The organism is Bacillus sp. HMA207, assembly GCF_003402455.1.
Taxonomy (GTDB): Bacteria; Bacillota; Bacilli; order Bacillales; family Bacillaceae_G; genus Bacillus_A; species Bacillus_A cereus.
Window position 1 is genome coordinate 1675007 of record NZ_BEZT01000001.1, and the last position, 23200, is coordinate 1698206.

The window sequence follows — 23200 nt, forward strand, 5'->3', positions numbered from 1 at the left end:
TCCAAAAGTGTTCAGACCTTATATTGTGTCTGAACATTTTTGAGTTATAAAGTATCTTTCTAAAGTAGAAGGGTGTAATGAATACTCACAATCTAGAATGCTTTCGTTTATATCTTATTTATCAGTTTTTGAAAAAAATAGAGTAAGTATTGTATTAATGCAAATAGGTTTGTATACTGACTGTTAGGCGAAAGTGAGAAGTGATTATTTTGAATCTTAGTAATTTAGTAAAAAAAGACATCTATATTCTCGTTTTAATGATACTTACAGTACCCTTAGTAGGTGAAATAAAGTCATTTCCTTTAAATGAAACATTTAGAATGAGCTTTGGCGCACCAACATTTTTCTTTTTTTTGTTATTGTTTCGACGAATTCCAGCATTTTTACCGGGTTTTTTAACAGCGATAGTCGTGGTAGTATTTCGTATCTCAATGGATGTCATTATAAAGGGAAATATGGATTGGCTAGCCGCTTTTCATACTCACTATCCTAGTTTTTTCTTTTATTTTACTTATTCGTATCTCTTTCATTTAGCAAAAATCAAACGTTTTTATCATCAACCACTAATGATTGGTTTTATTGGTTGCATGATTGAAATACTGTCAGACTGTGTGGAATTAATGATTCAATATTTCGTATTAAAAACATCGATCACATCCCAGGCAATAAATGAGATCATTGTTATCGCATGTTCCCATAGTTTTATAGTTCTAAGCTTTTTCAATATGATGAAATTGTATGAAGCGCAATCAAGGGAGAGACATATAAAGAAACAAAATGAACATATGCTCATGCTCATCTCTAATTTATATGAAGATGCTGTTCATTTAAAGAAAACATTACAAGATGCTGAGAATATAACAAAAAAATCCTATGATTTATATAAAACCTTAGACTCCTTTGAGCACAAACAGATGGATTTTCAGTTTGAGGATTTAAGGCAACAGGCATTACAAATTGCTGGTGAGGTCCATGACGTTAAAAAGGATAACCAACGTATTTTTGCGGGACTTTCAAAATTAATTTCTGATGAAAGTTTTACAGATTATATGTCTGTACATGAACTAGTAAATATCATTATACGGGCAAATACGAAATATGCACGGTTGCTAGAGAAAGACATCCAATTTGTGTATAAAATTGATGGTGTGCATCCTCATTATCATATTTACACAATCTTATCTATTATAAATAATATCGTTACAAACGCTGTAGAAGCTATCCAAGGTATGGGAACCATCACAATTGACATTAATAAAGACCACCATTTTGTTGAATTTCAAATAGGCGATAATGGTCCTGGTATTTCTTCAAAATATAAAGATTCAATTTTTGAGCCTGGGTTTACTTCTAAATATGATGATTTAGGCAACCCATCGACAGGTATCGGATTATCGTATGTTAAAGAAATGGTCGCACAACTTGAAGGTGATGTTACGTTTGAGGACAGAACCGAAGGAAAAGGATCAATTTTTATAATTAGATTAGGGATTGATCATATAATTTCGAAAGGGTGATTCTATGTATTTTTATATAGTAGATGATGAAAAAGCGGTTCGCTCAATGTTGGCTCAAATTATCGAGGATGAAGATCTTGGGGAGGTTATAGGAGAAGCTGAGGATGGTTTATCTTTAGAGCAACAAATGGTAATCCTTAAAAATATAGACATTTTATTTATCGATTTGTTAATGCCGAATCAAGATGGAATAAAAACAATTCGTCAAATAAAGCCTTCGTTTAAAGGGAAAATCATAATGGTCTCTCAAGTAGAATCAAAAGAATTAATTGCTGAAGCTTATTCGCTTGGTGTTGAATACTATATTATTAAGCCAATTAACCGGATTGAAGTATTAACAGTTGTTCGGAAAGTCATTGAACGAATTCGTTTGGAAAAATCAATAAAAAACATTCAAGAATCGCTTAATATGGTACTAAAATTGGATAGTAATTCAATTGTGCAAGAAAAATACCGTAATGAAAAACATTTAAATACTTTCAATCATTTTCAAAATTCCATTCATTTTCTTTTGTCTGAATTAGGAATAGCCAGTGAAAGTGGAAGTAAAGATTTAATGGATATGCTAGATTATTTATATAAATATGAACAAGATAACACGTTGGAACAAGGCTTTCCCTCACTAAAAGAGATTTTTATGAATTTAGCTCAAAAAAAACTTGGGGATTCAGCTGAAGATGCCGAATTAAAAAGGTTCATAGAAGCTTCCAAACAACGGATTCGGAGAGCAATTTATCAATCATTAAACCATTTAGCATCCCTTGGACTTACTGATTTTTTAAACCCGAAGTTCGAAAATTATGCTTCTAGATTTTTTGATTTTACTACCGTAAGGAGAAAGATGACAGAATTGAATAATGAACCAACATTACCTGCTCGTATTGATACGAAAAAATTTATTCAAGTTCTTTATTTTGAAGCAAAACGAATACACTTGGAGTTAAGATGATAAACTCTTGCTAAGTATTATTTTCAATTGATAGATTGATAATAGTTTTTCTTTTTATTCTCCTTTATTTCATATTAGTTTTAAAATCAGAAAATTCCGTATCGATTTGGTAGAAGTGTATGAACTTAGAACAAAAGAATATGTATTTTTTATTTCTTTAAACATTAATATTCATTAAAAAAACGAATATTTTCACAATAAAATATAAATACATAGTAAGTTGAATTTAAAAAAAGATGCTATCTTCTAGCATCTTTTTTTCTTTAAGAGGAAATATAATTGATCCTTATATTATTTGAAATTCAAATGCGGGCATATAAATAACGGAAAAGGAGATAATATTTAACAAATTATAATTGGAAATGGTATTTTAGGTCAGAAATGTTTTTATACTAATTAGGTTATTGGTACTAAACAAGCATAATGTCTCGCTTTTCTGCTCTTTAATCTTATCGTTATTTTTTATTAAGTACATATCGTTTTTTAGAAATCTCAATCCTAGCAGAGTATATAAATTGGGTGATAAAAATGTGGAACATAATTACTTCTTATCTTCCAGATTGGAAAGTCTTTGTACAAGCTTTTATCTTGTTTTTAATTCCGTATACTATCTCAAGAGTTTTTCATTGGGTTCGTATGTCAGAGAAAGAGTGGGAAGAATGAGTTGGTGGAAGTCAAGAGACAAACAAGTGAAAAAAATAATATTCAAAGTAAAACGAAACAAGAGCATAAACCATCTCAAAATACAAACGTTCATTTCACAAATGATTTTGCCTCTAACTTAGAACTTATAAAGCAACAAATCGGACATAATTCTGATGTTCGATTTCGGAAGTTTAATATTGGACGCACAGATATTCAGGCTGGGATCGTTTTTGTTGATGGTCTATCAGATAAAGAGATAATTGACAAACATATTATGAAATTACTAATGGATGATTTTTCTGATGAATATAAAAATGAATCTTCTTATGTGGAGGGGACTGTTTCAAAAGAATATATTAAAAATAAAGTTCTTACAATTAGTGAAGTAGCAGAAGTCCATTACATAAAAGATTTAATACCCAAAGTATTGATAGGTTCAACAGCTCTTTTAATTGATGGTTTAGCAGATGTGTTTATTCTTGGTACAACAAAAGCAAATAAACGAAATATTGAAGAACCAGTATCGGAGGCATTAGTCAGAGGGCCACGGGTCGGTTTTACTGAAGTATTAAGTGATAATACCTCACTTTTGCGACGACACTGTGCGGATGAGAACTTATCATTAGTAAAGCTACCAGTAGGAGAACGTGCAAAGAAAGAGTTAGTTGTCGCATTTATTAAAGATCTTGCTAGTACAGAATTGGTGGATGAAATAAAAAATAGAATTCAGAAAATTGACATAGACAGTGTACTCGAATCTGGTTATATAGAGCAACTTATTGAAGATAATTATCTCAGTCCTTTTCCGCAGATTCAAAATACAGAACGACCTGATCGTGTTATTAGTGCTTTAATGGAAGGTCGAGTAGCTATTTTGTTAGATGGAACACCATTTGTTTTAATTGCTCCAGTTACATTTAGTATGCTGCTGCAATCACCAGAAGATTATTATGAAAGGTGGCTTCCTGGTACGCTTCTCCGCTTATTACGCTTCATGACAGCTTTTGTTTCATTATTTGCTCCAGCACTGTATATTTCTTTTATTTCATTTCATCCAGGATTAATTCCCACTAAGCTCGCTATTTCTATTATCGGATCGCGAGAAGGAGTTCCTTTTCCCGCTTTAATAGAAGCGTTAATTATGGAAGTAGCTATCGAAGTTTTACGAGAAGCAGGTTTACGTCTGCCTAAACCGATTGGACCGGCAATGGGAATTGTGGGCGGTTTAATAATTGGTCAGGCTGCCGTAGAAGCAGGAATTGTTAGCCCAATAATGGTTATCGTTGTTGCGGTAACAGCTATTTCTTCTTTTACTATTCCGCAATATAGTGTGGGAATTACGTTACGCATTCTTCGTTTTGTAGCTATGTTTTGTGCTGCGATATTTGGATTGTATGGAGTTATTCTCTTCTTTCTTTTACTTTGCAGTCATTTAGTGAAACTGAAAAGTTTTGGCGTTCCTTATACCAGCCCTGCTGTTCCATATCGATTCAGTGATTGGAAAGATTTTATGGTTCGCATGCCATTAAAAATAATGAGACGTCGACCGAAAATAATGCATACCAAAAAAACTATCCGCAAAAGGTAGCTGATGACGAAAGGAAGTGGCCTTCAGTGATTACTATACCTAAAGACCGAATAACAACTTCACAAGCAGTTGTTATTATTGTAAATTACATACTTGGGACAGGAATTCTTACTTTGCCCAGAGCATCTGTGGAAAAAGTGAAAACACCAGATGTATGGTTAAGTGTGATATTAGGTGGGATACTGGCAATGGTTTCAGGAGTAATTATGGTCAAATTAAGTCAGCAGTTTCCAGAAAAAACATTTTACCAATACAGTCAAGATATTGTAGGGAAATGGATAGGGAGATTGCTTAGTTTTCTTATTATAGGGTATTTTCTTACAACTTCAGCATTTCAAATTCGTTCAATGGCAGAAGTAATAAGCTTTTTTTTACTAGAAGGAACCCCCACATGGGCTATTGTTATGCCTTTTATGTGGATAGGTCTCTATTTGATTATGGGTGGTATTAATTCAATTGCACGGATGTTTGAAATAATATTTCCTATTACTGTTTTTATTTTTTTAATCATTTCCTTTATGAGTATCGGAATATTCGAGATAGATAATCTCCGTCCCGTATTAGGTTTGGGAATTAAACCAGTGTTAGATGGGATAAAAACAACGTCTCTCGCATATACAGGTCCTGAAATTATGTTAATTCTTTTGGTATTTATGGAACAACGAAAGAAAGCAGTAAAAGCTATTTTAGTTGGAATTTCTATTCCGTTAATCTTTTATGTAATAACTGTTGTAATGGTCATTGGTGCATTATCAATTGATGGGGTTGTAACAAGAACATGGCCGACAATTGACCTTATGCGCAGTTTTGAAATTTCTGGTTTGATATTTGAACGTTTTGAATCTTTACTGCTTGTAATATGGATTATGCAAATATTTGCTACCTATACGATTAGTTATTATGCAGCTGCATTAGGATTAGCACAACTCTTTAAAAAGAGTATTCATCCATTTATTTTTGCTTTGATTCCAATCATTTACATCATTGCTATGACTTCGAAAAATATAAATGACTTGCTTAAATTGGGGGATATGCTCGGTAATGCTGCTTTATTTTTATTTGGTTTACTGCCACTGCTTCTTCTTATTATTACGCGATTAAAAGGAGGAGTAGTGTGAAACATAAATTTAATTATATGCGGTTCTATTTGGCTTTGTTATGGACGCTTTTGCTTCTATTTTTAACAGGGTGTTGGAGCAGTAAAGAAGTAGAAGAATTGAGTTTAACTGCAGGTATAGCACTAGATAAAGGGAAGGATTCAACAATTGAGAAAGAGGATGAGGAAGGAGGTTATCCTAAAAGAAACCTTATAACAGCTACTTATCAAATTGTTAGTTCGCAAGCACAAAGTAAAGGAAATGGACAACAAAAACGTTATATAAATGTTTCTGAGACCGGTGATTCCATTCATCAAATTGTTCGTGAGTTTTCATTGAAAAGAGAGAGCACAATGTTCAGCCCACATTTAAAAAATATTGTTATTAGCGATAGTCTTGTACGTACATACAGTTTAGAACAATTACTTGAACAGTATCTCCGTGACAATGAAGTTCGGCTTAGCTGTATGCTCTTAATTAGCAAGGGTCTAGCGAAGGAGGTACTGGAATCAAACAAAAAAGGAGAAATCCCAGCATTTCGTTTGTCTGGAATTGCAGATAATAGAAATAGAACAACAAGGATTTTACCTCCTGTATCGCTCGCTAAATTGGAAGGAAAGATGCGGTCAGGGGCCAGTTTTCTTTTGCAAAATGTAATCTCGATAAATGGGGAAACAAAATTTGCAGGAGCTGCTGTAATTAAAGGGAAGACAAAAAAGTTGATGGGCTTTTTAAATGAGCAGGAATTGGAAGGAGTAGTATGGATAAACGGAAAAAGGAATGGTGGTGTGGTAAAAACTTTTGATAAAGAATCAAAGAAACTCATTATATACGAAATAAAGTCAATAAAAAGCAAAATCATACCACATGTTAACGGAAATAATATTTCCTTTGATGTAAACATTGAATCAGAAGGGCGTTTGTCTGAAAATTGGATGCAATCAGGAAAAGATTTTAAAAATGAATTTTTGAAAAGGGAAGAAAAAGCTATTGAAAAAGAAGTAAAGCACTTAGTACATCATGTTACAAAAAAAATACAAAAAGAATACCAAGTCGATATTGCGGGTTTTGGCAACCAATTAAGAATTAAGCACCCGAGAACATGGGAGAAAGTCAAAAAAGATTGGGATCGAACATTTAGTAAGGTACCGATTAAATATCATATAAATGTAACTATACAAGATTATGGAGCGTCAAGTTTAAAACGGTGAGATACCTTAATTGAAATTATATTTGCATCAAAACAAAAAGTTACAAAAATTTTAATTTAAAAATTTTTGTAACTTTTTGTTTTTTTATGTCCTTCTTATTATAGATTAAAGAAATGATTTTACCCTATACATTTCTTTTGCGTTATAAAAGTAAATCACAATAGTTACTATTGGTGTGTTATTTAACGTTAGGAAAGAGGAATCGCTATATGTCTTGAATAGGAGGGAGTTTGAAGTGCAAGCGAAAGCAGTGCAAATAGAAGAAATCTATCAAGAAATATTAGACGGTAAAAGAAGTAGGTTTCCACCGAATACATGGAAAGAAGATAGCAATAGAGAGCTATCTAAAAGGGTCACAAAATATTTAATTGAAACAATTTTAAAATGGAATGAAGAGGATATTAAACAAAAATGGAATACGCCTTTAATTATAAAATATCGATTACTCGGCGCGCTCAAACATAGTTATGATAATAGTCCCTATAAGATGATTGAAGACTTATATCCCAATAGATTTAAAGAGTGGGAGTTTGGTATGGCACCATTAAATTTTTGGACTAAAGAAAAAGCTCTTGAAGCATTAAAATGGACTGTTGAAGAAAAAGAAAAGCTAAGTAAAGTAGAACTATTCAAATTCTATAGTAAAAAATGGTTAGAGAAAAATAAACTCAGTGCACCATTAGTTATGTATTGGAATGGTAGTCCTTATGCAATGATAAATTCTTTATATCCTAATAAATTTAAAGAGTGGGAATTTAGTATGACTCCTAACAATTTTTGGACTAAAGAAAAAGCATTGGTAGCATTAAGGTGGACTATTGAAGAAAAAGAAAAATTAACTTTTTTTCAATTATTACAAGTTTACAGTGTAAAATGGCTTACTATTCATAATTTAATTTCTCCTTGTCAAATATTCTGGAATAACAGTCCGTACGCCATGATCAATGACTTATATCCTGGTCAAAATAAAGAATGGGAATATAAATTCACACCTACCGGATTTTGGACTGAAAAAAAAGCATTAGAGGCGCTGAAGTGGACTATTGAAGAAAAGGAAAAACTAACAGAGGGGCAATTACTATCTATTTACACACAAAGATGGTTAATTAAACATAAGTTATGGACACCATTAAGAAGATATTGGAAGGGAAGTCCATACAATATGTTAAATACTTTATACCCTAATCGTTATGCAAAAGATATGTTAAAAGGTTATAAAAATAAATAATGATTATATTAGAAGTCTTACTTATATCATACAATATCAAGTTTAAGATAGAGTTAATGAACTCTTAACTTAATTATAGGAGCGAAATTATATGTCACCTTTACGAGATGAAGCATTAAAAATGCATAAAGAAAAACAGGGGAAGATTGGTGTTTATTCTAAAGTTAAAGTACAAAATTCAACAGATTTAAGTCTCGCTTACTCACCAGGTGTTGCTGAGCCATGCTTAGAGATTTATAAAGATGAAAGTAAAGTATATGATTATACAATGAAAGGGAACCTAGTTGGAGTTATATCTGATGGAACTGCAGTATTAGGTCTTGGGAATATTGGACCTAAAGCAGCTATGCCAGTGATGGAGGGAAAAGCTTTACTTTTCAAATCATTTGCTGAGATCGATGCTTTTCCTATTTGTTTAAACACTAATAATCCGGATAAGATTGTTGAGGTTGTTAAATTATTAGAACTAAATTTTGGTGGGATAAACTTAGAAGATATTGCAGCACCTCAATGCTTTGAAATTGAGGAGCGCCTAAGAAAATCTTGTGATATTCCTGTTTTCCATGATGATCAACACGGTACAGCTATTGTAACGATTGCTGGCCTAATTAATGCACTTAAGTTAACAAATAAAAAAATTGAAGATGTTCAAATCGTTGTAAATGGCGCTGGTGCTGCTGGGATAGCCATTGTTAAGTTGTTACTCCATATGCATGTGAAAAATGTTATTTTGTGTGACACAAAAGGGATAGTATATGAACAGCGACCTATTGGAATGAATGCGCTTAAAGAAGAAATAGCTCGTATTACAAATATAGAACAGAAGCGGGGAAGATTAGCAGAGGCCCTGATTGATGCTGATGTATTTATTGGCGTATCAGCTGCAGGTGTAGTTGATGAGGATATGGTTCGTTCTATGAATCATAATCCTATTATTTTTGCCTTGGCTAACCCTACACCTGAAATTATGCCTAATAAAGCAAAAATAGCAGGAGCACTAGTAGTTGGTACAGGACGTTCTGACTTTCCTAATCAAGTAAATAATGTATTAGCTTTCCCTGGAGTTTTTCGTGGAGCCTTAGATGTACAAGCAAAAGAAATTAATGAAGAAATGAAGCTAGCAGCTGTTTATGCAATAGCTGATTTAATTTCAGAAGAAGAGCTTCATGTCAACTATGTCATTCCAAATCCGTTTGATCCTAGGGTGGTGCCACATGTAGCATATGCTGTCGCACGTGCTGCAGTAGAAACCGGTGTTTCAAGAAAAAATATCAGCATGTCTGAAATTAAAAACAATCTATTCAGGTTAACAAAAGAGACAAATATATTAAAATAAATATTTTTCTTAAGAAAATATTATGTAGTAAAGGTTATCTACTTAGTTCTTAGCGTATAAAAAATTAAATTATGTATACCTCCCTTTCTGATATTGGTAAAACGCATATATTTATTCCTTGTGAAGTATGAAAATTAACAAAGTCTTAAAAGGAGCGAGTTTAAAAGATGATTGTTCTTCAGGTAGTTTTAGCAATTTTTATTGTAGTAGGGGGATTCATAAAAATTTTCCATATATCTTTTCAGGTAGAACATTGGCAACAATATCAATATTCATTATGGTTTATGTCTATAATTGGTTTGGTTGAAATTGTTGGAGCAATAGGTATAATCGGTGGTATTTGGAATCAATACTTAGCGCTAGGAGCAAATACATTAATAGCAGTTCTCATGGTCGGAGCTATTCATGCTCATATGTTTCGAGCAAAACAATCTATTTTAATGGCAATTCCTGCATTACTTTGTTTCATACTATCTATGGGGATAATTATTTGGAATTTAAATACATTTTCTTAAGCTTAACTATAAATTGTTAAAATAAGTAATTATTAGAGGGATGTGTAAGCTCTATTTAAAATGTTGAATAGTTAAAGATTATTAATTCATAAAAATTATCACCATTTTACTCTCGTTTTTAATAGTTCTATGAATAGAAAGTCTCTTCATTTTTTTTATGCATGCTTGTAAACGAAATACGAAAACATAACTCATTATAGGAAGGAGAATTTTGAAATTCTATTGATAAACCAAGTAATTGTAATAGCCCTTATTTAGAATAATAATTTCAAAATCAATAAAATTTAGAGTAGAAGGAGCAAGAGCAAATTATTATGAATAAACAAATAGGATTCATCGGATGTGGAAACATGGGTATTGCTATGATAGGTGGGATGATAAAAAAAAATATAGTTTCTCCAGATCAAATAATTTGTTCAGATTTAAACGTCATTAATTTAAAAAATGCTAGTAATGAATATGGCATAACTATAACTACTAACAACAATGAAGTCGCTAACAGTGCTGACATTTTAATTTTATCAATCAAACCAGATTTATACTCATCGGTAATTAACCAAATAAAAGATCAAATAAAAAATGATGTAATCGTTGTAACTATTGCTGCAGGAAAAAGTATTAAGAGCACTGAGAATGAATTTGGTAGAAAGTTAAAGGTTGTTAGAGTAATGCCTAATACACCGGCACTTGTTGGAGAAGGAATGTCTGCGTTATGTTTTAATGAAATGGTTACAGAAAAAGATATAAAAGAGGTACTGAACATATTTAATATTTTCGGCCAGACGGAGGTCATAAATGAAAAACTAATGGATGTTGTTACATCTATTAGTGGTTCTTCTCCAGCATATGTGTATATGTTTATAGAAGCCATGGCAGATGCTGCTGTACTTGGTGGTATGCCGAGAAAACAAGCTTATAAATTTGCGGCTCAGGCTGTATTAGGTTCTGCAAAAATGGTATTGGAAACAGGAATACATCCAGGTGAATTGAAGGATATGGTTTGTTCTCCAGGTGGAACGACGATAGAAGCTGTAGTAACGCTAGAAGAAAAAGGTTTAAGAACAGCTATCATTTCAGCTATGAAACGTTGTACGCAAAAATCTATGGAAATGTCTAGTTTAACTAGTAAGTGAGAAGCGAATTTATATAATATTTCAAATCTATTTAATGTAAAAGAAATATTATGAGGCTAGTTAATGACTAAGTAAATTTATATACAACACTAACGAGAAGAACCAACCTTATTTTAAAGGGGATACAGAAAATATGAGTAATTTACTAAAAAAGAAATCCGTTACACAATTGTTAGAGCATAATCAAAGCAAGACTTTAACGAAAACATTAGGAGCATTTGATTTAATTATGTTAGGGATAGGCTCGATAGTTGGAACGGGGGTTCTTGTGTTAACTGGATTAGTAGCAGCAAGAGATGCTGGTCCAGCAGTTATTTTTTCATTTATACTTGCAGCAATTATATGTGGATTTATAGCATTATGTTACGCGGAAATTGCTTCTACACTCCCGGCGTCTGGTAGTGTATATACGTACTCATATGCAACAATTGGTGAGTTTGTTGCTCATCTAGTAGGTTGGTCATTGCTGTTAATATATATCGTGGCAACAGCAGCTGTCGCTGCTGGATGGACAGGCTATTTCCACAATTTAATAAAGGGATTTGGATTAGAGATACCTAAAGCTCTAGTAACAATTCCTTCGCATGGTGGTATTGTGAATCTACCAGCAGTAATCATTACATTGATATTAGCATGGATGTTATCCCGTGGTACGAGGGAAAGCAAACGAATCAATAATACAATGGTATTGATTAAAATTGGAATGATTTTGTTGTTTATTACGGTTGGTATATTCTATGTAAAACCAATGAACTGGATACCAATTGCACCATACGGTTTAAGTGGAGTTTTTACGGGTGGAGCAGCTATTTTATTCGCTTTTACGGGTTTTGATATATTAGCAACTTCAGCAGAAGAAGTAAAAGATCCGAAACGTAATCTTCCAATCGGTATTATTGCATCATTAATCATATGTACAATTATTTATGTTATGGTATGCCTTGTTATGACAGGAATGGTTTCCTATAAAGAATTAAATGTTCCTGAGGCAATGGCGTATGTAATGGAAGTTGTAGGACAAGGAAAAGTCGCTGGTGCAATTGCTGCAGGTGCTGTAATTGGCCTTATGGCTGTTATTTTTTCCAATATGTATGCGGCAACACGAGTATTCTTTGCAATGAGTCGTGATGGATTGTTACCGAAATCATTTGCGAAAGTTAATAAGAAAACTGGAGCACCCACTTTTATAACTGGATTAGCAGGAATAGGGAGCTCTATAATAGCTGGGTTTATTGATTTGAAAGAATTAGTTAATTTAGTTAATATCGGTAGTTTGGTGACATTTGCGTTAGTTTGTCTATCAGTTATTATCCTTCGTAAATCACACCCAAATTTAAAACGTGGATTTATGGTACCTTTTGTACCTGTATTACCATGCGTTGCAATTGTATGCTGTGTGTTTTTAGTGCTAAATTTACCGTTAAGGACATGGGTGTACTTTAGTATTTGGATTACTATTGGGGTAGTAGTATATTTCCTTTATTCGATAAAACACAGTAATTTAAATGAGGAAACGATCTCGAAATTACATGATAAAATTGCGAGATAATAACGATCGAAAATTTTATTAATAATCATATTGATAGTTGAGTAACATAGAAGCAGTTTTTTGACATTTAGCAAGAGATAAAATAAGAGATGCTAGGGCAGCTAAGTACTTTTTTAGAAACCTTGCTTGTTTTTTACGATTTAAAACTGCTAAGGAGAGAGAAGTATGAGTGAATTGCATTTTATGAGTATAGAAGAATTGGATAATAAATTGAAAAAATCTGACAGTGGTATTTATTTCATTAAAGACTATAATGACAATATTATTTATGTAGGCAAGGCTTTTAGTATAAAAAGTAGAGTATTAGCTCATTTTAATAGTTATTCCAATATTGAGGAATATGTACATTTATTTAATAAAGTAGCGTATCTCATTGAAGATAGTTTGTTAAAACGCTCATTGTTACAAGTTACTTACATGATTAAATATAAACCAGTATTAAACAAAGAAGTACAAAAAGAATTCCCAGAGTTGTATACTCAATACATTAAGCAGACAAATAAAAAATCTATGTTGTTAGAAATTGATGAAGCTAAAGAAAAAAGGGATGAGTTAAAGAATAAATTAGTAAAATTAGTGGGTGGAAAAACTATGTTTTATGACATGATTTCTCTGTTAAATAATGGATATAACTATCATGTCCTCGCAAAAGTATTGAGCATAGAACTTCAAACTTTAATTATAATAAAAGAACACCGAAATAAATTCCCGATACCACATAATTATAAGAGGACAATAAAACATCAAGATATAATGTATGCTTTATCTGGAAAAAAGAATTTAAGTACTTAAAGGTTAAACACTTAACTTTAAAATAGTAAATTCGTTGCTTTTGTAGCTTTTATTGTTATATTGAAATGCAATGTACATTTGTGTTTCAAATTTAATTGGTGAAATAAGGGGAGGGAAAGGGTTCCTATAAAAATACTGGAATAAATTAGGTTATTCATGCGTAAATAGCATAATTAGGTACATGTTATTTATAAATATTCAAAGATACGAAAGTAATACAAATGAAATTCTTATTTCTGCTACTACAAGTACTATTGAGCAAATGAAGTATGAAAGTGCTTTTGAACTAGGGGTCACACTGGGACCTGATACATCACATCATCTGCAAATGGTTCGGATCGGTGGAGAGATTACAAAACGCTTAGTTTGAATGGCTGAAAAACAGTTAACAGGTCAATACAGACTACACTAAGAAAATAATCCGTATATATATATATGGATTATTTTTCCTTTAATTTACAAAAAATAAATTTCGAAATTGAAAAAACCCCTCAGATTACTTTGTAATAAACTTTTTTAATTGTGTTAATGACATAGGTATCAAAAGATAATCAACCCGATACGAACGATGTATGAGCCTTTAAAAGAGTTTTGGTGTTATTTGTAATTTTAATTTCATAATACTTAAGCCGATATAATAAAATGTTTTATGTCTAAATCGATATAAAGGAATAGTTTTTTAGTGATATTTCTTTTTTTATAGAATAAGCAAAACCTGATATTGTAGTAAGAATTGTTTTGAGGTCAATTTACTGTGCATCTTGGTTATTGAAGTTTTTTGTTGATTAACAACTATTGTATTTGGAAATTAATAATAAGTTTATCTCGCTATTTGCCAGGCAGTAAGACCCCCACCTCAAAATTCAGCGGAAGCAAAGAAGTTAGGTGGGGGGCGGGCTGCCCGTAAAAGCCCGATTGGTGTGGGCTAATAATCAGTGTGGATGAACAAAACCCCCACTGATTAAAGTTTCACTTTATGTGATGCGGTAATAAAACTATCTAGTTTGCTATTTTTAGTATTTGTAAAGTCTATATATTTTCCTCTTTTGTGGAAAGTAAAACTAATGTTGCGACCAGTAATATAGTGTCATTTTTTTGAATATTCCATCGTTTCTTCGTGTTTAGTTGAGTACTTGAATTTCCTCCATCTTGTACTTTTCAAAGCATAGTGCTTCAAAAATAGCCGTATCGCTTTCATCTGTTTCCAAATTCACAACTTCTTTATTATCTTTTTCTAAAATTTGGAGGAAAATAGTTTTTCAGTTTCACATGTAAATTAGCAGTATTTATTTTTTGAATTCAATTTGTAGAAAGGATTGAATTGGAACTTTGACTGTTATTTCTTGCGGTGGTACAGTATCTCCTGTTACTTTGCTTTATTTTAAATCTTTTTCCAGCTTGGTCCTCGCATTGACTACCACTGTATTTTGTAGTACTTCACTATTTTCTCAAGTTCAATAATTATATTTTGTAGAATTAAGAAAAGAACTTAGTGTATTTCCTTTACTTATCTACTCTGATATTTAGATGCTAACTACAATTAAATAATATATGATTTTTATAAAAAAGATATAGTAATATTTTGTTGTGAATTGTACTAATTTGATATTTTATAGTATTATTTGTCGTGAATTATATATAACAGAATATATTTTATGGATCTATAAAGGAGAATGTAATGAATACTTCTATCGATATACAACACTTGTGTGATCTTGCACATAAAGCATTTAATGCCCCTGTACATATTTTATCTGCAGACAAAAAAATTTTATATCATTCTACATCTGATAATGTTTGTAGTCCTTTTTATTCTTCAAAAGAAGAACATCTTACTGATATTTATCAAGAAAACGATCCCTTTAACTTGCCACTTTTCCGAAGTAACAACTATCTTGAAAATTTTGTTCTAATTCATATAGAAAATCATGATGATATTAAAGGGACTATCATAATCGGTCCTACTATACATCCAAAAGATTCAGATGATATGATCATAAAATTTCAGAAAGAATTTAAATCAAATGATAACATTCAAGAAAGACTTGCCTATTATCAGTGTTTATCTGAGATTAAAAAAACTACATTAATTGATATGGGAATTTTATTACATTACATGATTTTCAATGAAAAGTTAGATGTAGATATTGTCTTGGAAAAAAATAAAGTACTAGAGGAAATTCCTAATAAAAATGTGAAACCTGATTTATATATTTTAAAACGCCGACAAAACAAACCTAAAACGCACAATATGGCATTAGTAAATGATTTCTTTTCGACTATTAAAGAAGGGAATAAAAAAAAGTTAATACAGTATATGTATGCGGTTTCGCAAGAAGATGTTGAACTTATGCTAATAGAGGATCCGCTCAGGAATCAAAAAAACCTTGGAATTATTGCGATTACCTTAGCCACTCGATATGCAATAGAAGGAAACCTGCCACCAGATATTGCTTTTGCCCATAGTATTTTATATATACAAACCCTAGAACAATTAGATAATGTAGAATCTGTAAAGCGATTGTCAGGGGACGCTTTACGTACCTTTGCAGATCGTGTGAAAGAATACAATGCAAAAAAGTATTCTTACGCGGTTACTACATGTATAAAACATATTAATAAAAATGTTTACGATGGAATATCTCTGAATGAACTTGCTAATCATTTAGAAATTACGCCTACTTATCTGTCTAAACTATTTAAAAAAGAAATGGGAATTACTTTAAGCGAATATATTCAAAGGGAAAGAGTGGAAGAAGCAAAAAAATTATTAACACTCACTACTTATTCGTTATCAGATATCTGTGCGTGGCTTAACTTTAATGACCAAAGTTATTTTATAAGAGTTTTCAAAAAAATCACTAGTATGACTCCTAGGCAGTACCGTGAAAAATATACAGTAATATAAGCTTGTTATCTGCTGTCTTCAATGTAAAGACTTAAACATGGGTATAAGTATCCCAAAAAATGAAAATACACTAACCATTATTTTGCTAAAGAAAACAAAAAGACAGAAGGCTGCAAAGTGTTCCAAGGAAGCTTTGCAGCTTTTTTGTAATTTAAAACCTATGTTTATAACGATAATAGGTTTATAGACTAATATCTTCATACTAAATATTTGTTAATAATGATATTAGGATGTTTTGTGAAAAAATCAACAATATAACATATATTACTAAATATATCTACATTTTATGCAATTATACATAACTAAATAAAGGTAAAAAAGTATAAAAAGACCTATTATATTATTCTATAAGTATTTTTTCTAAAATAAAATTTCTTGGTTGAGCTAAAATAGTTATTTTTAACCGTATACACATTAATTTGTAATCATTACAATTACAGAAATGAAATTTACGGATAACTATATTTATATAATTTTTTTCGGTTCATATTTTTATTTAACAGTAAATTATCGATCGTAATCGACAAAATTTTTCTATTTACGCATTAAAAATTTAATGTTTTAATGAACAACATAACTGGTATGACCAGACAGAAAGGATAGGGTTACGCTAATAGGAATTATAGTGAAGTTGTAAGTAACATTATGTCGTTAATAATTTTATAAATAGTCAATTTATTTACAAGAGGTCAAGAATCAAATTTGTAATAAACCTGTTCTAAGTTTCTGCATAACAAAAGTGAAGTTATTCCGCAATAAAAGTATAAGCGATGTACAGTATAATTTCACCTTTTGTAGTCTAGTAAGGAGCTTGCTGATAAAACTAAGAATAATATTATTAAATTTAAATTAAACAATGTTATGACAAGATTAACTGTAAGCATTGGTTTATTGATTCTCGCAGTTCTGTAAGTTAAACCGCAATTCTAGGGAAGAATTACTCATTTACTATTCATAGGGTGCTTGATTCAAATATAGTTAATAAATTTTTGTTATTTATATTTGAAAAAATAAAGTATCGAAGTGAGAAGTAAGTAAAATCCTTACATCCTATTAGAAGTAAAAAATAACGATATTATCCTATCTGAAAGATTTCTCCTTCTTAATCAGTTTACAAAGAGAGAGGTCGTACAAGTTATATGAATTAAGTTATAAAAACAATGGTAAAGGAGTGTACGGAATGAAAACTAAAATAATTACAGGATTATTAGTCACATCCATTGTAACTGGAGGAAATATTCCTATCAATACTCTCGCAACACCAACCGTTCAAGCGGAAACTCAACAGGAAGGCATGGATATTTCCTCTTCATTACGAAAATTAGGTGCGCAATCTAAATTAATCCAAACGTATATTGATCAATCTTTAATGAGTCCTAATGTACAGTTAGAGGAAGTCACAGCTTTAAATACAAATCAATTCCTAATCAAACAAGATATGAAGGAATGGTCATCGGAACTCTATCCACAGTTAATTCTATTAAATTCAAAAAGTAAAGGATTTGTAACAAAATTTAATAGCTATTACCCGACATTAAAATCGTTTGTAGACAATAAAGAAGATAGAGAAGGGTTTTCGGATAGACTTGAAGTACTTCAAGAAATGGCTATGACGAATCAAGAAAATACGCAACGGCAAATCAATGAATTAACAGATCTTAAATTACAGCTTGATAAAAAATTAAAAGATTTTGATACTGATGTGGCAACTGCTCAAGGCATACTAAGTACAGATGGAACAGGAAAAATAGACCAGTTAAAAAATGAAATATTAAATACCAAAAAAGCAATTCAAAATGATTTACAGCAAATTGCATTAATACCAGGGGCTTTAAATGAACAGGGATTTGCTATATTCAAAGAAGTTTATAGTCTTTCAAAAGAAATTATTGAACCAGCTGCTCAAGCAGGGGTGGCAGCGTATAACAAAGGAAAAGAAATTAACAACTCTATTTTAGAAGCGGAGAAAAAAGCGGCGCAAGAAGCAACAGAGCAAGGTAAAACGGCTCTAGAGATTGAATCAGCAAAAAAAGCAGCTCGTGAAGCAATTGAGAAAAGCAAACAAGGTGAAATAGCAGCCGCAGCCGCAGCAAAAACACAAGAGTATGACCTGATGAAGGTCATTGATACCGAAAAGATTAAGAAAACATTTGGCGTTTTTGCTGAAGTAAATAAATTAACAGCAGAACAGCGAGCATATTTAGATGATTTAGAGAAACAAAATCAAAAAATATATGATTTAACAACGAAATTATCAATAGCTGATTTACAAAAATCAATGCTTCTTCTTACACAAAATGATTTGCATACGTTTGCAAATCAAGTAGATGTAGAACTTGATCTACTAAAGCGCTATAAAGAAGATTTAAATCTAATAAAAAATAGCATTACAAAATTATCTACTAATGTTGATACAACTAACGAGCAGTCTCAAAAAGATACATTAAGACAATTAAAAAATGTAATAAGTTACCTTGAAGAACAAGTATATAAATTTTAATATTGCGTTTTTTGGGAATTCATAAAGATTATAAGCATTTAGCGAAAGAAGGAGAATAGTCATGAAAAAATTTCCATTCAAAGTACTAACTTTAGCTACATTAGCAACTGTTATAACTGCTACTACCGGTAACACTATTCATGCATTTGCACAAGAAACGACCGCTCAAGAACAAAAAGTAGGCAATTATGCATTAGGCCCCGAAGGACTGAAGAAAGCATTAGCTGAAACAGGGTCTCATATTCTAGTAATGGATTTATACGCAAAAACAATGATTAAGCAACCAAATGTAAATTTATCTAATATCGATTTAGGCTCAGAGGGGGGAGAGTTGCTCAAAAATATTCACCTTAATCAAGAGCTGTCACGAATCAATGCGAATTACTGGTTAGATACAGCGAAGCCACAGATTCAAAAAACTGCTCGTAATATTGTAAATTACGATGAACAATTTCAAAATTATTACGACACATTAGTAGAAACTGTACAAAAGAAAGATAAGGCAGGTCTAAAAGAGGGTATAAATGATTTAATTACTACAATCAATACAAATTCAAAAGAAGTTACAGATGTGATTAAGATGCTGCAAGACTTCAAAGGGAAACTATATCAAAATTCTACAGATTTTAAAAATAATGTTGGTGGTCCGGATGGGAAAGGTGGATTAACTGCAATATTAGCAGGTCAACAGGCAACGATTCCACAACTTCAAGCTGAAATTGAGCAACTTCGTTCTACTCAGAAAAAACATTTTGATGATGTATTAGCATGGTCAATTGGTGGTGGATTGGGAGCAGCTATTTTAGTTATTGCAGCTATTGGAGGAGCGGTAGTTATTGTTGTAACTGGCGGTACAGCAACACCGGCTGTTGTTGGTGGACTCTCGGCTCTTGGCGCAGCTGGTATCGGTCTAGGAACTGCGGCTGGTGTCACAGCATCTAAGCATATGGACTCCTATAATGAAATTTCTAACAAAATCGGAGAATTAAGTATGAAAGCAGATCGTGCTAATCAAGCAGTTCTTTCGCTTACTAACGCGAAAGAAACATTGGCATATTTATATCAGACTGTAGATCAAGCGATATTGTCTCTAACAAATATTCAAAAGCAATGGAATACAATGGGCGCAAATTATACAGATTTACTGGATAATATCGATTCTATGCAAGACCACAAATTCTCTTTAATACCAGATGATTTAAAAGCCGCTAAAGAAAGTTGGAATGATATTCATAAAGATGCAGAATTCATTTCAAAAGATATTGCTTTTAAACAGGAGTAGAACTGAAATTTAAAACCTAAATTGGAGGAAAATGAAATGATAAAAAAAATCCCTTATAAATTACTCGCTGTATCGACGTTATTAACTATTACAACTGCTAATGTAGTTTCACCAGTAACAACTTTTGCAAGTGAAATTGAACAAACGAATAATGGAGATACGGCTCTTTCTGCAAATGAAGCGAGAATGAAAGAGACCTTGCAAAAGGCTGGATTATTTGCAAAATCTATGAATGCCTATTCTTATATGTTAATTAAGAATCCTGATGTGAATTTTGAGGGAATTACTATTAATGGGTATGTAGATTTACCTGGTAGAATCGTACAAGATCAAAAGAATGCAAGGGCACATGCTGTTACTTGGGATACGAAAGTAAAAAAACAGCTTTTAGATACATTGAATGGTATTGTTGAATACGATACAACATTTGACAATTATTATGAAACAATGGTAGAAGCGATTAATACAGGGGATGGAGAAACTTTAAAAGAAGGGATTACAGATTTGCGAGGTGAAATTCAACAAAATCAAAAGTATGCACAACAACTAATAGAAGAATTAACTAAATTAAGAGACTCTATTGGACATGATGTTAGAGCTTTTGGAAGTAATAAAGAGCTCTTGCAGTCAATTTTAAAAAATCAAGGTGCAGATGTTGATGCCGATCAAAAGCGTCTAGAAGAAGTATTAGGATCAGTAAACTATTATAAACAATTAGAATCTGATGGGTTTAATGTAATGAAGGGTGCTATTTTGGGTCTACCAATAATTGGCGGTATTATAGTGGGAGTAGCAAGGGATAATTTAGGTAAGTTAGAGCCTTTATTAGCAGAATTACGTCAGACCGTGGATTATAAAGTAACCTTAAATCGTGTAGTTGGAGTTGCTTACAGTAATATTAATGAAATGCACAAGGCGCTTGATGATGCTATTAACGCTCTTACTTATATGTCCACGCAGTGGCATGATTTAGATTCTCAATATTCGGGCGTTCTAGGGCATATTGAGAATGCAGCTCAAAAAGCCGATCAAAATAAATTTAAATTCTTAAAGCCTAATTTAAATGCAGCGAAAGACAGTTGGAAAACATTACGAACAGATGCTGTTACATTAAAAGAAGGAATAAAGGAATTAAAAGTGGAAACTGTTACTCCACAAAAATAGGGAAATATTAATTCTGCGTAAAGTGAACTAAAACATAGAAAGTCTATGATTACACTGTTAAACAGAAAAGTAATAATTAATAAATCCTTATATAACAGAAAGGCGGAGTCTCATTAAAGACTTCGCCTTTCAATTATATATAAGTATGATTCGAATAAAAAATAACCTTGTAGTTTAATTGCTTTTTTAAAATTTGCAATAGAATCGGTTAATTTGAAGCAGATTATATACATTTTCTTTAATACTTAATGATTTGAAGGCTGCTAAAGAAAGTTCAAACGATACTGATAAAAGATGTAGAACTCATTTTGAAAGACATCGTTTTTTAATAAGATTAGAACTTGAAACCATACCTTATATAGGAGGAATACGAAATGATGAAAAAAATCCCTAATAAACTACTCGCTGTATCAGCGTTTTTAACTATAACAACTACTTATGCAGTCATACCACTAGAAACTTTTGCAATTGAAATTGAACAAACGAACACTGAAAATATGTCTCTTTCAGCAAATGAAGAACAGATGAAAAAAGCTTTGCAAGATGCTGGTTTATTTGCAAAAGCTATGAATGAATATTCTTATTTGCTAATTAATAATCCAGATGTGAGTTTTGAAGGAATAACTATTAATGGAAATGCAGATTTACCTAGTAAAATTGTACAAGATCAAAAGAATGCAAGAGCACATGCTGTTACATGGAATACACAAGTAAAAAAACAGCTTTTTGATACATTGACAGGCATTATAGAATACGATACAAAATTTGAAAATTATTATGAAACATTAGTAGAGGCGATTAATACCGGAAATGGAGATACTTTAAAAAAAGGGATTACAGATTTACAGGGAGGAATTCAACAAAATCAAAAATCTGCAAAAGCATTAATAGAAGAATTAATTCAATTGAAAAATGCTATTGGAGAAGATGTTAGAACATTTGGAAGTCATAAAGAGACATTGCAATCGATTTTAAAAAACCAAGGTGCTGATGTGGAGGCGGACCAAAAGCGTCTAGAGGACCTTTTAGGACAAGTAAAATATCAGAAAGACATAGAATCTAAGGGGTTAGACATGGTGAAAATCCCCTTTATTCCAACCTTGATTGCTGGTGGCATCATGATAGGTGATGCAAGAGGTAAGTTAGGTTGGCTAGAACCTGAATTAGCAAAATTGCGTCAGACTGTAGATTATAAAATAACATTGAATCGTGTAGTTGGAGTTGCATTTCATAATATTAGTGATATGCATAGTATGCTTGATAGTGCTATCACTGCTCTTACTTATATGTCTACGCAATGGGAGGATTTAGATTCTCAATATTCGGGTGTACTGGGACATATTGATAAAGCTGATCAAAAAGCTGATCAAAATAAATATAAATTCTTAACCCCTAGCTTGAATGCAGCGAAAAACAGTTGGAAAACATTAAAAACAGATGTTGTCACTTTACAAGAAGGGATAAAAATCGCAGAGAAAAAAGAACAGGATTTTTTGAATCAGCTTCGTCCATCAAACGTTTTCTACTTTTATAAAAAAATTCATAACGCATACACTTTTGAAATAAAGACTGGAACAAATGCGCCAAATGCGTCTTATAAAGTTATGAATTTAACGAAAAACACTGTTCATAATATGTGGAGTGGAGGGGCTAATACTAACATGTGGGCTGATTGGCTTTCATTCAATCCAAATGATGAATTTGCGGTAGTAGCAGTAGTGGATGGTAAAGAATATGTTGTGTATAAAGACAAAGTACAAAATATAATGAACTGAATCTGAAAGTA

Annotated in this window: 17 protein-coding genes and 1 pseudogene; 17 read left to right on the plus strand and 1 reads right to left on the minus strand. The window is 31.8% G+C overall.

Going from position 1 to position 23200, the window contains the following annotated elements; translation table 11 throughout:
* Positions 1 to 200: 200 nt before the first annotated feature.
* The 12 genes and pseudogenes from HMAS_RS08785 (at position 201) to HMAS_RS08840 (ending at position 13930) form a co-directional block, all read left to right on the plus strand.
* A complete protein-coding gene (locus tag HMAS_RS08785) occupies positions 201 to 1517 on the plus strand; it encodes a sensor histidine kinase (RefSeq protein ID WP_025686878.1) in 1317 nt (438 codons plus the stop codon).
* A gap of 4 nt (positions 1518 to 1521) precedes the next feature.
* Positions 1522 to 2466 (plus strand): response regulator, encoded by a 945-nt coding sequence (locus HMAS_RS08790; protein WP_000274087.1) that lies wholly within the window; start codon positions 1522 to 1524, stop codon positions 2464 to 2466.
* Between the two features lie 659 nt (positions 2467 to 3125).
* Positions 3126 to 4699 (plus strand): annotated as a pseudogene (locus HMAS_RS08795) (spore germination protein).
* 26 nt (positions 4700 to 4725) lie between these two features.
* Positions 4726 to 5817, plus strand: a complete 1092-nt coding sequence (locus HMAS_RS08800; protein WP_000628606.1) for a spore germination protein — start codon at positions 4726 to 4728, stop codon at positions 5815 to 5817.
* Positions 5814 to 7007 (plus strand): Ger(x)C family spore germination protein, encoded by a 1194-nt coding sequence (locus tag HMAS_RS08805; protein WP_025708570.1) that lies wholly within the window; start codon positions 5814 to 5816, stop codon positions 7005 to 7007. The genes HMAS_RS08800 and HMAS_RS08805 overlap by 4 nt, the downstream gene beginning before the upstream one ends.
* A 235-nt stretch (positions 7008 to 7242) precedes the next feature.
* On the plus strand, positions 7243 to 8235 hold the full coding sequence (locus HMAS_RS08810; RefSeq protein WP_001148032.1) for a DUF4046 domain-containing protein: 993 nt from the start codon (positions 7243 to 7245) through the stop codon (positions 8233 to 8235).
* 91 nt (positions 8236 to 8326) lie between these two features.
* Entirely contained in the window at positions 8327 to 9571 is a 1245-nt protein-coding gene (locus HMAS_RS08815; RefSeq protein ID WP_000074777.1) for an NAD(P)-dependent malic enzyme, read from the plus strand.
* A 167-nt stretch (positions 9572 to 9738) separates the two neighbouring features.
* On the plus strand, positions 9739 to 10086 hold the full coding sequence (locus HMAS_RS08820) for a DoxX family protein (protein WP_000636506.1): 348 nt from the start codon (positions 9739 to 9741) through the stop codon (positions 10084 to 10086).
* Between the two features lie 314 nt (positions 10087 to 10400).
* On the plus strand, positions 10401 to 11219 hold the full coding sequence (gene proC / locus HMAS_RS08825; RefSeq protein ID WP_001041290.1) for a pyrroline-5-carboxylate reductase: 819 nt from the start codon (positions 10401 to 10403) through the stop codon (positions 11217 to 11219).
* Positions 11220 to 11352: 133 nt separating this feature from the next.
* Positions 11353 to 12768 (plus strand): amino acid permease, encoded by a 1416-nt coding sequence (locus HMAS_RS08830; protein ID WP_116344764.1) that lies wholly within the window; start codon positions 11353 to 11355, stop codon positions 12766 to 12768.
* Between the two features lie 165 nt (positions 12769 to 12933).
* Complete coding sequence (locus HMAS_RS08835; RefSeq protein WP_025708565.1) at positions 12934 to 13560, plus strand: excinuclease ABC subunit C; 627 nt, start codon at positions 12934 to 12936, stop codon at positions 13558 to 13560.
* 181 nt (positions 13561 to 13741) lie between these two features.
* Positions 13742 to 13930, plus strand: a complete 189-nt coding sequence (locus tag HMAS_RS08840) for a small, acid-soluble spore protein, alpha/beta type (protein ID WP_000897406.1) — start codon at positions 13742 to 13744, stop codon at positions 13928 to 13930.
* Between the two features lie 751 nt (positions 13931 to 14681).
* Here the strand turns inward: HMAS_RS08840 and HMAS_RS08845 are convergent.
* A complete protein-coding gene (locus HMAS_RS08845) occupies positions 14682 to 14813 on the minus strand; it encodes a peptidase (RefSeq protein ID WP_076876078.1) in 132 nt (43 codons plus the stop codon).
* A gap of 425 nt (positions 14814 to 15238) precedes the next feature.
* Between HMAS_RS08845 and HMAS_RS08855 the strand changes: the two genes are divergently transcribed.
* From HMAS_RS08855 to hblA, 5 genes are all read left to right on the plus strand, one after another.
* Positions 15239 to 16468 (plus strand): helix-turn-helix domain-containing protein, encoded by a 1230-nt coding sequence (locus tag HMAS_RS08855; protein WP_001097903.1) that lies wholly within the window; start codon positions 15239 to 15241, stop codon positions 16466 to 16468.
* A gap of 1180 nt (positions 16469 to 17648) precedes the next feature.
* A complete protein-coding gene (gene hblC, locus HMAS_RS08860; RefSeq protein ID WP_025708563.1) occupies positions 17649 to 18968 on the plus strand; it encodes a hemolytic enterotoxin HBL lytic component L2 in 1320 nt (439 codons plus the stop codon).
* A gap of 61 nt (positions 18969 to 19029) precedes the next feature.
* Positions 19030 to 20250 (plus strand): hemolytic enterotoxin HBL lytic component L1, encoded by a 1221-nt coding sequence (gene hblD / locus HMAS_RS08865; RefSeq protein WP_000714435.1) that lies wholly within the window; start codon positions 19030 to 19032, stop codon positions 20248 to 20250.
* Positions 20251 to 20286: 36 nt separating this feature from the next.
* Positions 20287 to 21414: a hemolytic enterotoxin HBL binding subunit HblB gene (gene hblB, locus HMAS_RS08870; RefSeq protein ID WP_000591972.1), complete on the plus strand. Its 1128-nt coding sequence runs from the start codon at positions 20287 to 20289 to the stop codon at positions 21412 to 21414.
* 374 nt (positions 21415 to 21788) lie between these two features.
* A complete protein-coding gene (gene hblA, locus HMAS_RS08875; protein ID WP_000976163.1) occupies positions 21789 to 23189 on the plus strand; it encodes a hemolytic enterotoxin HBL binding subunit HblA in 1401 nt (466 codons plus the stop codon).
* The last annotated feature ends 11 nt before the right edge of the window (positions 23190 to 23200 follow it).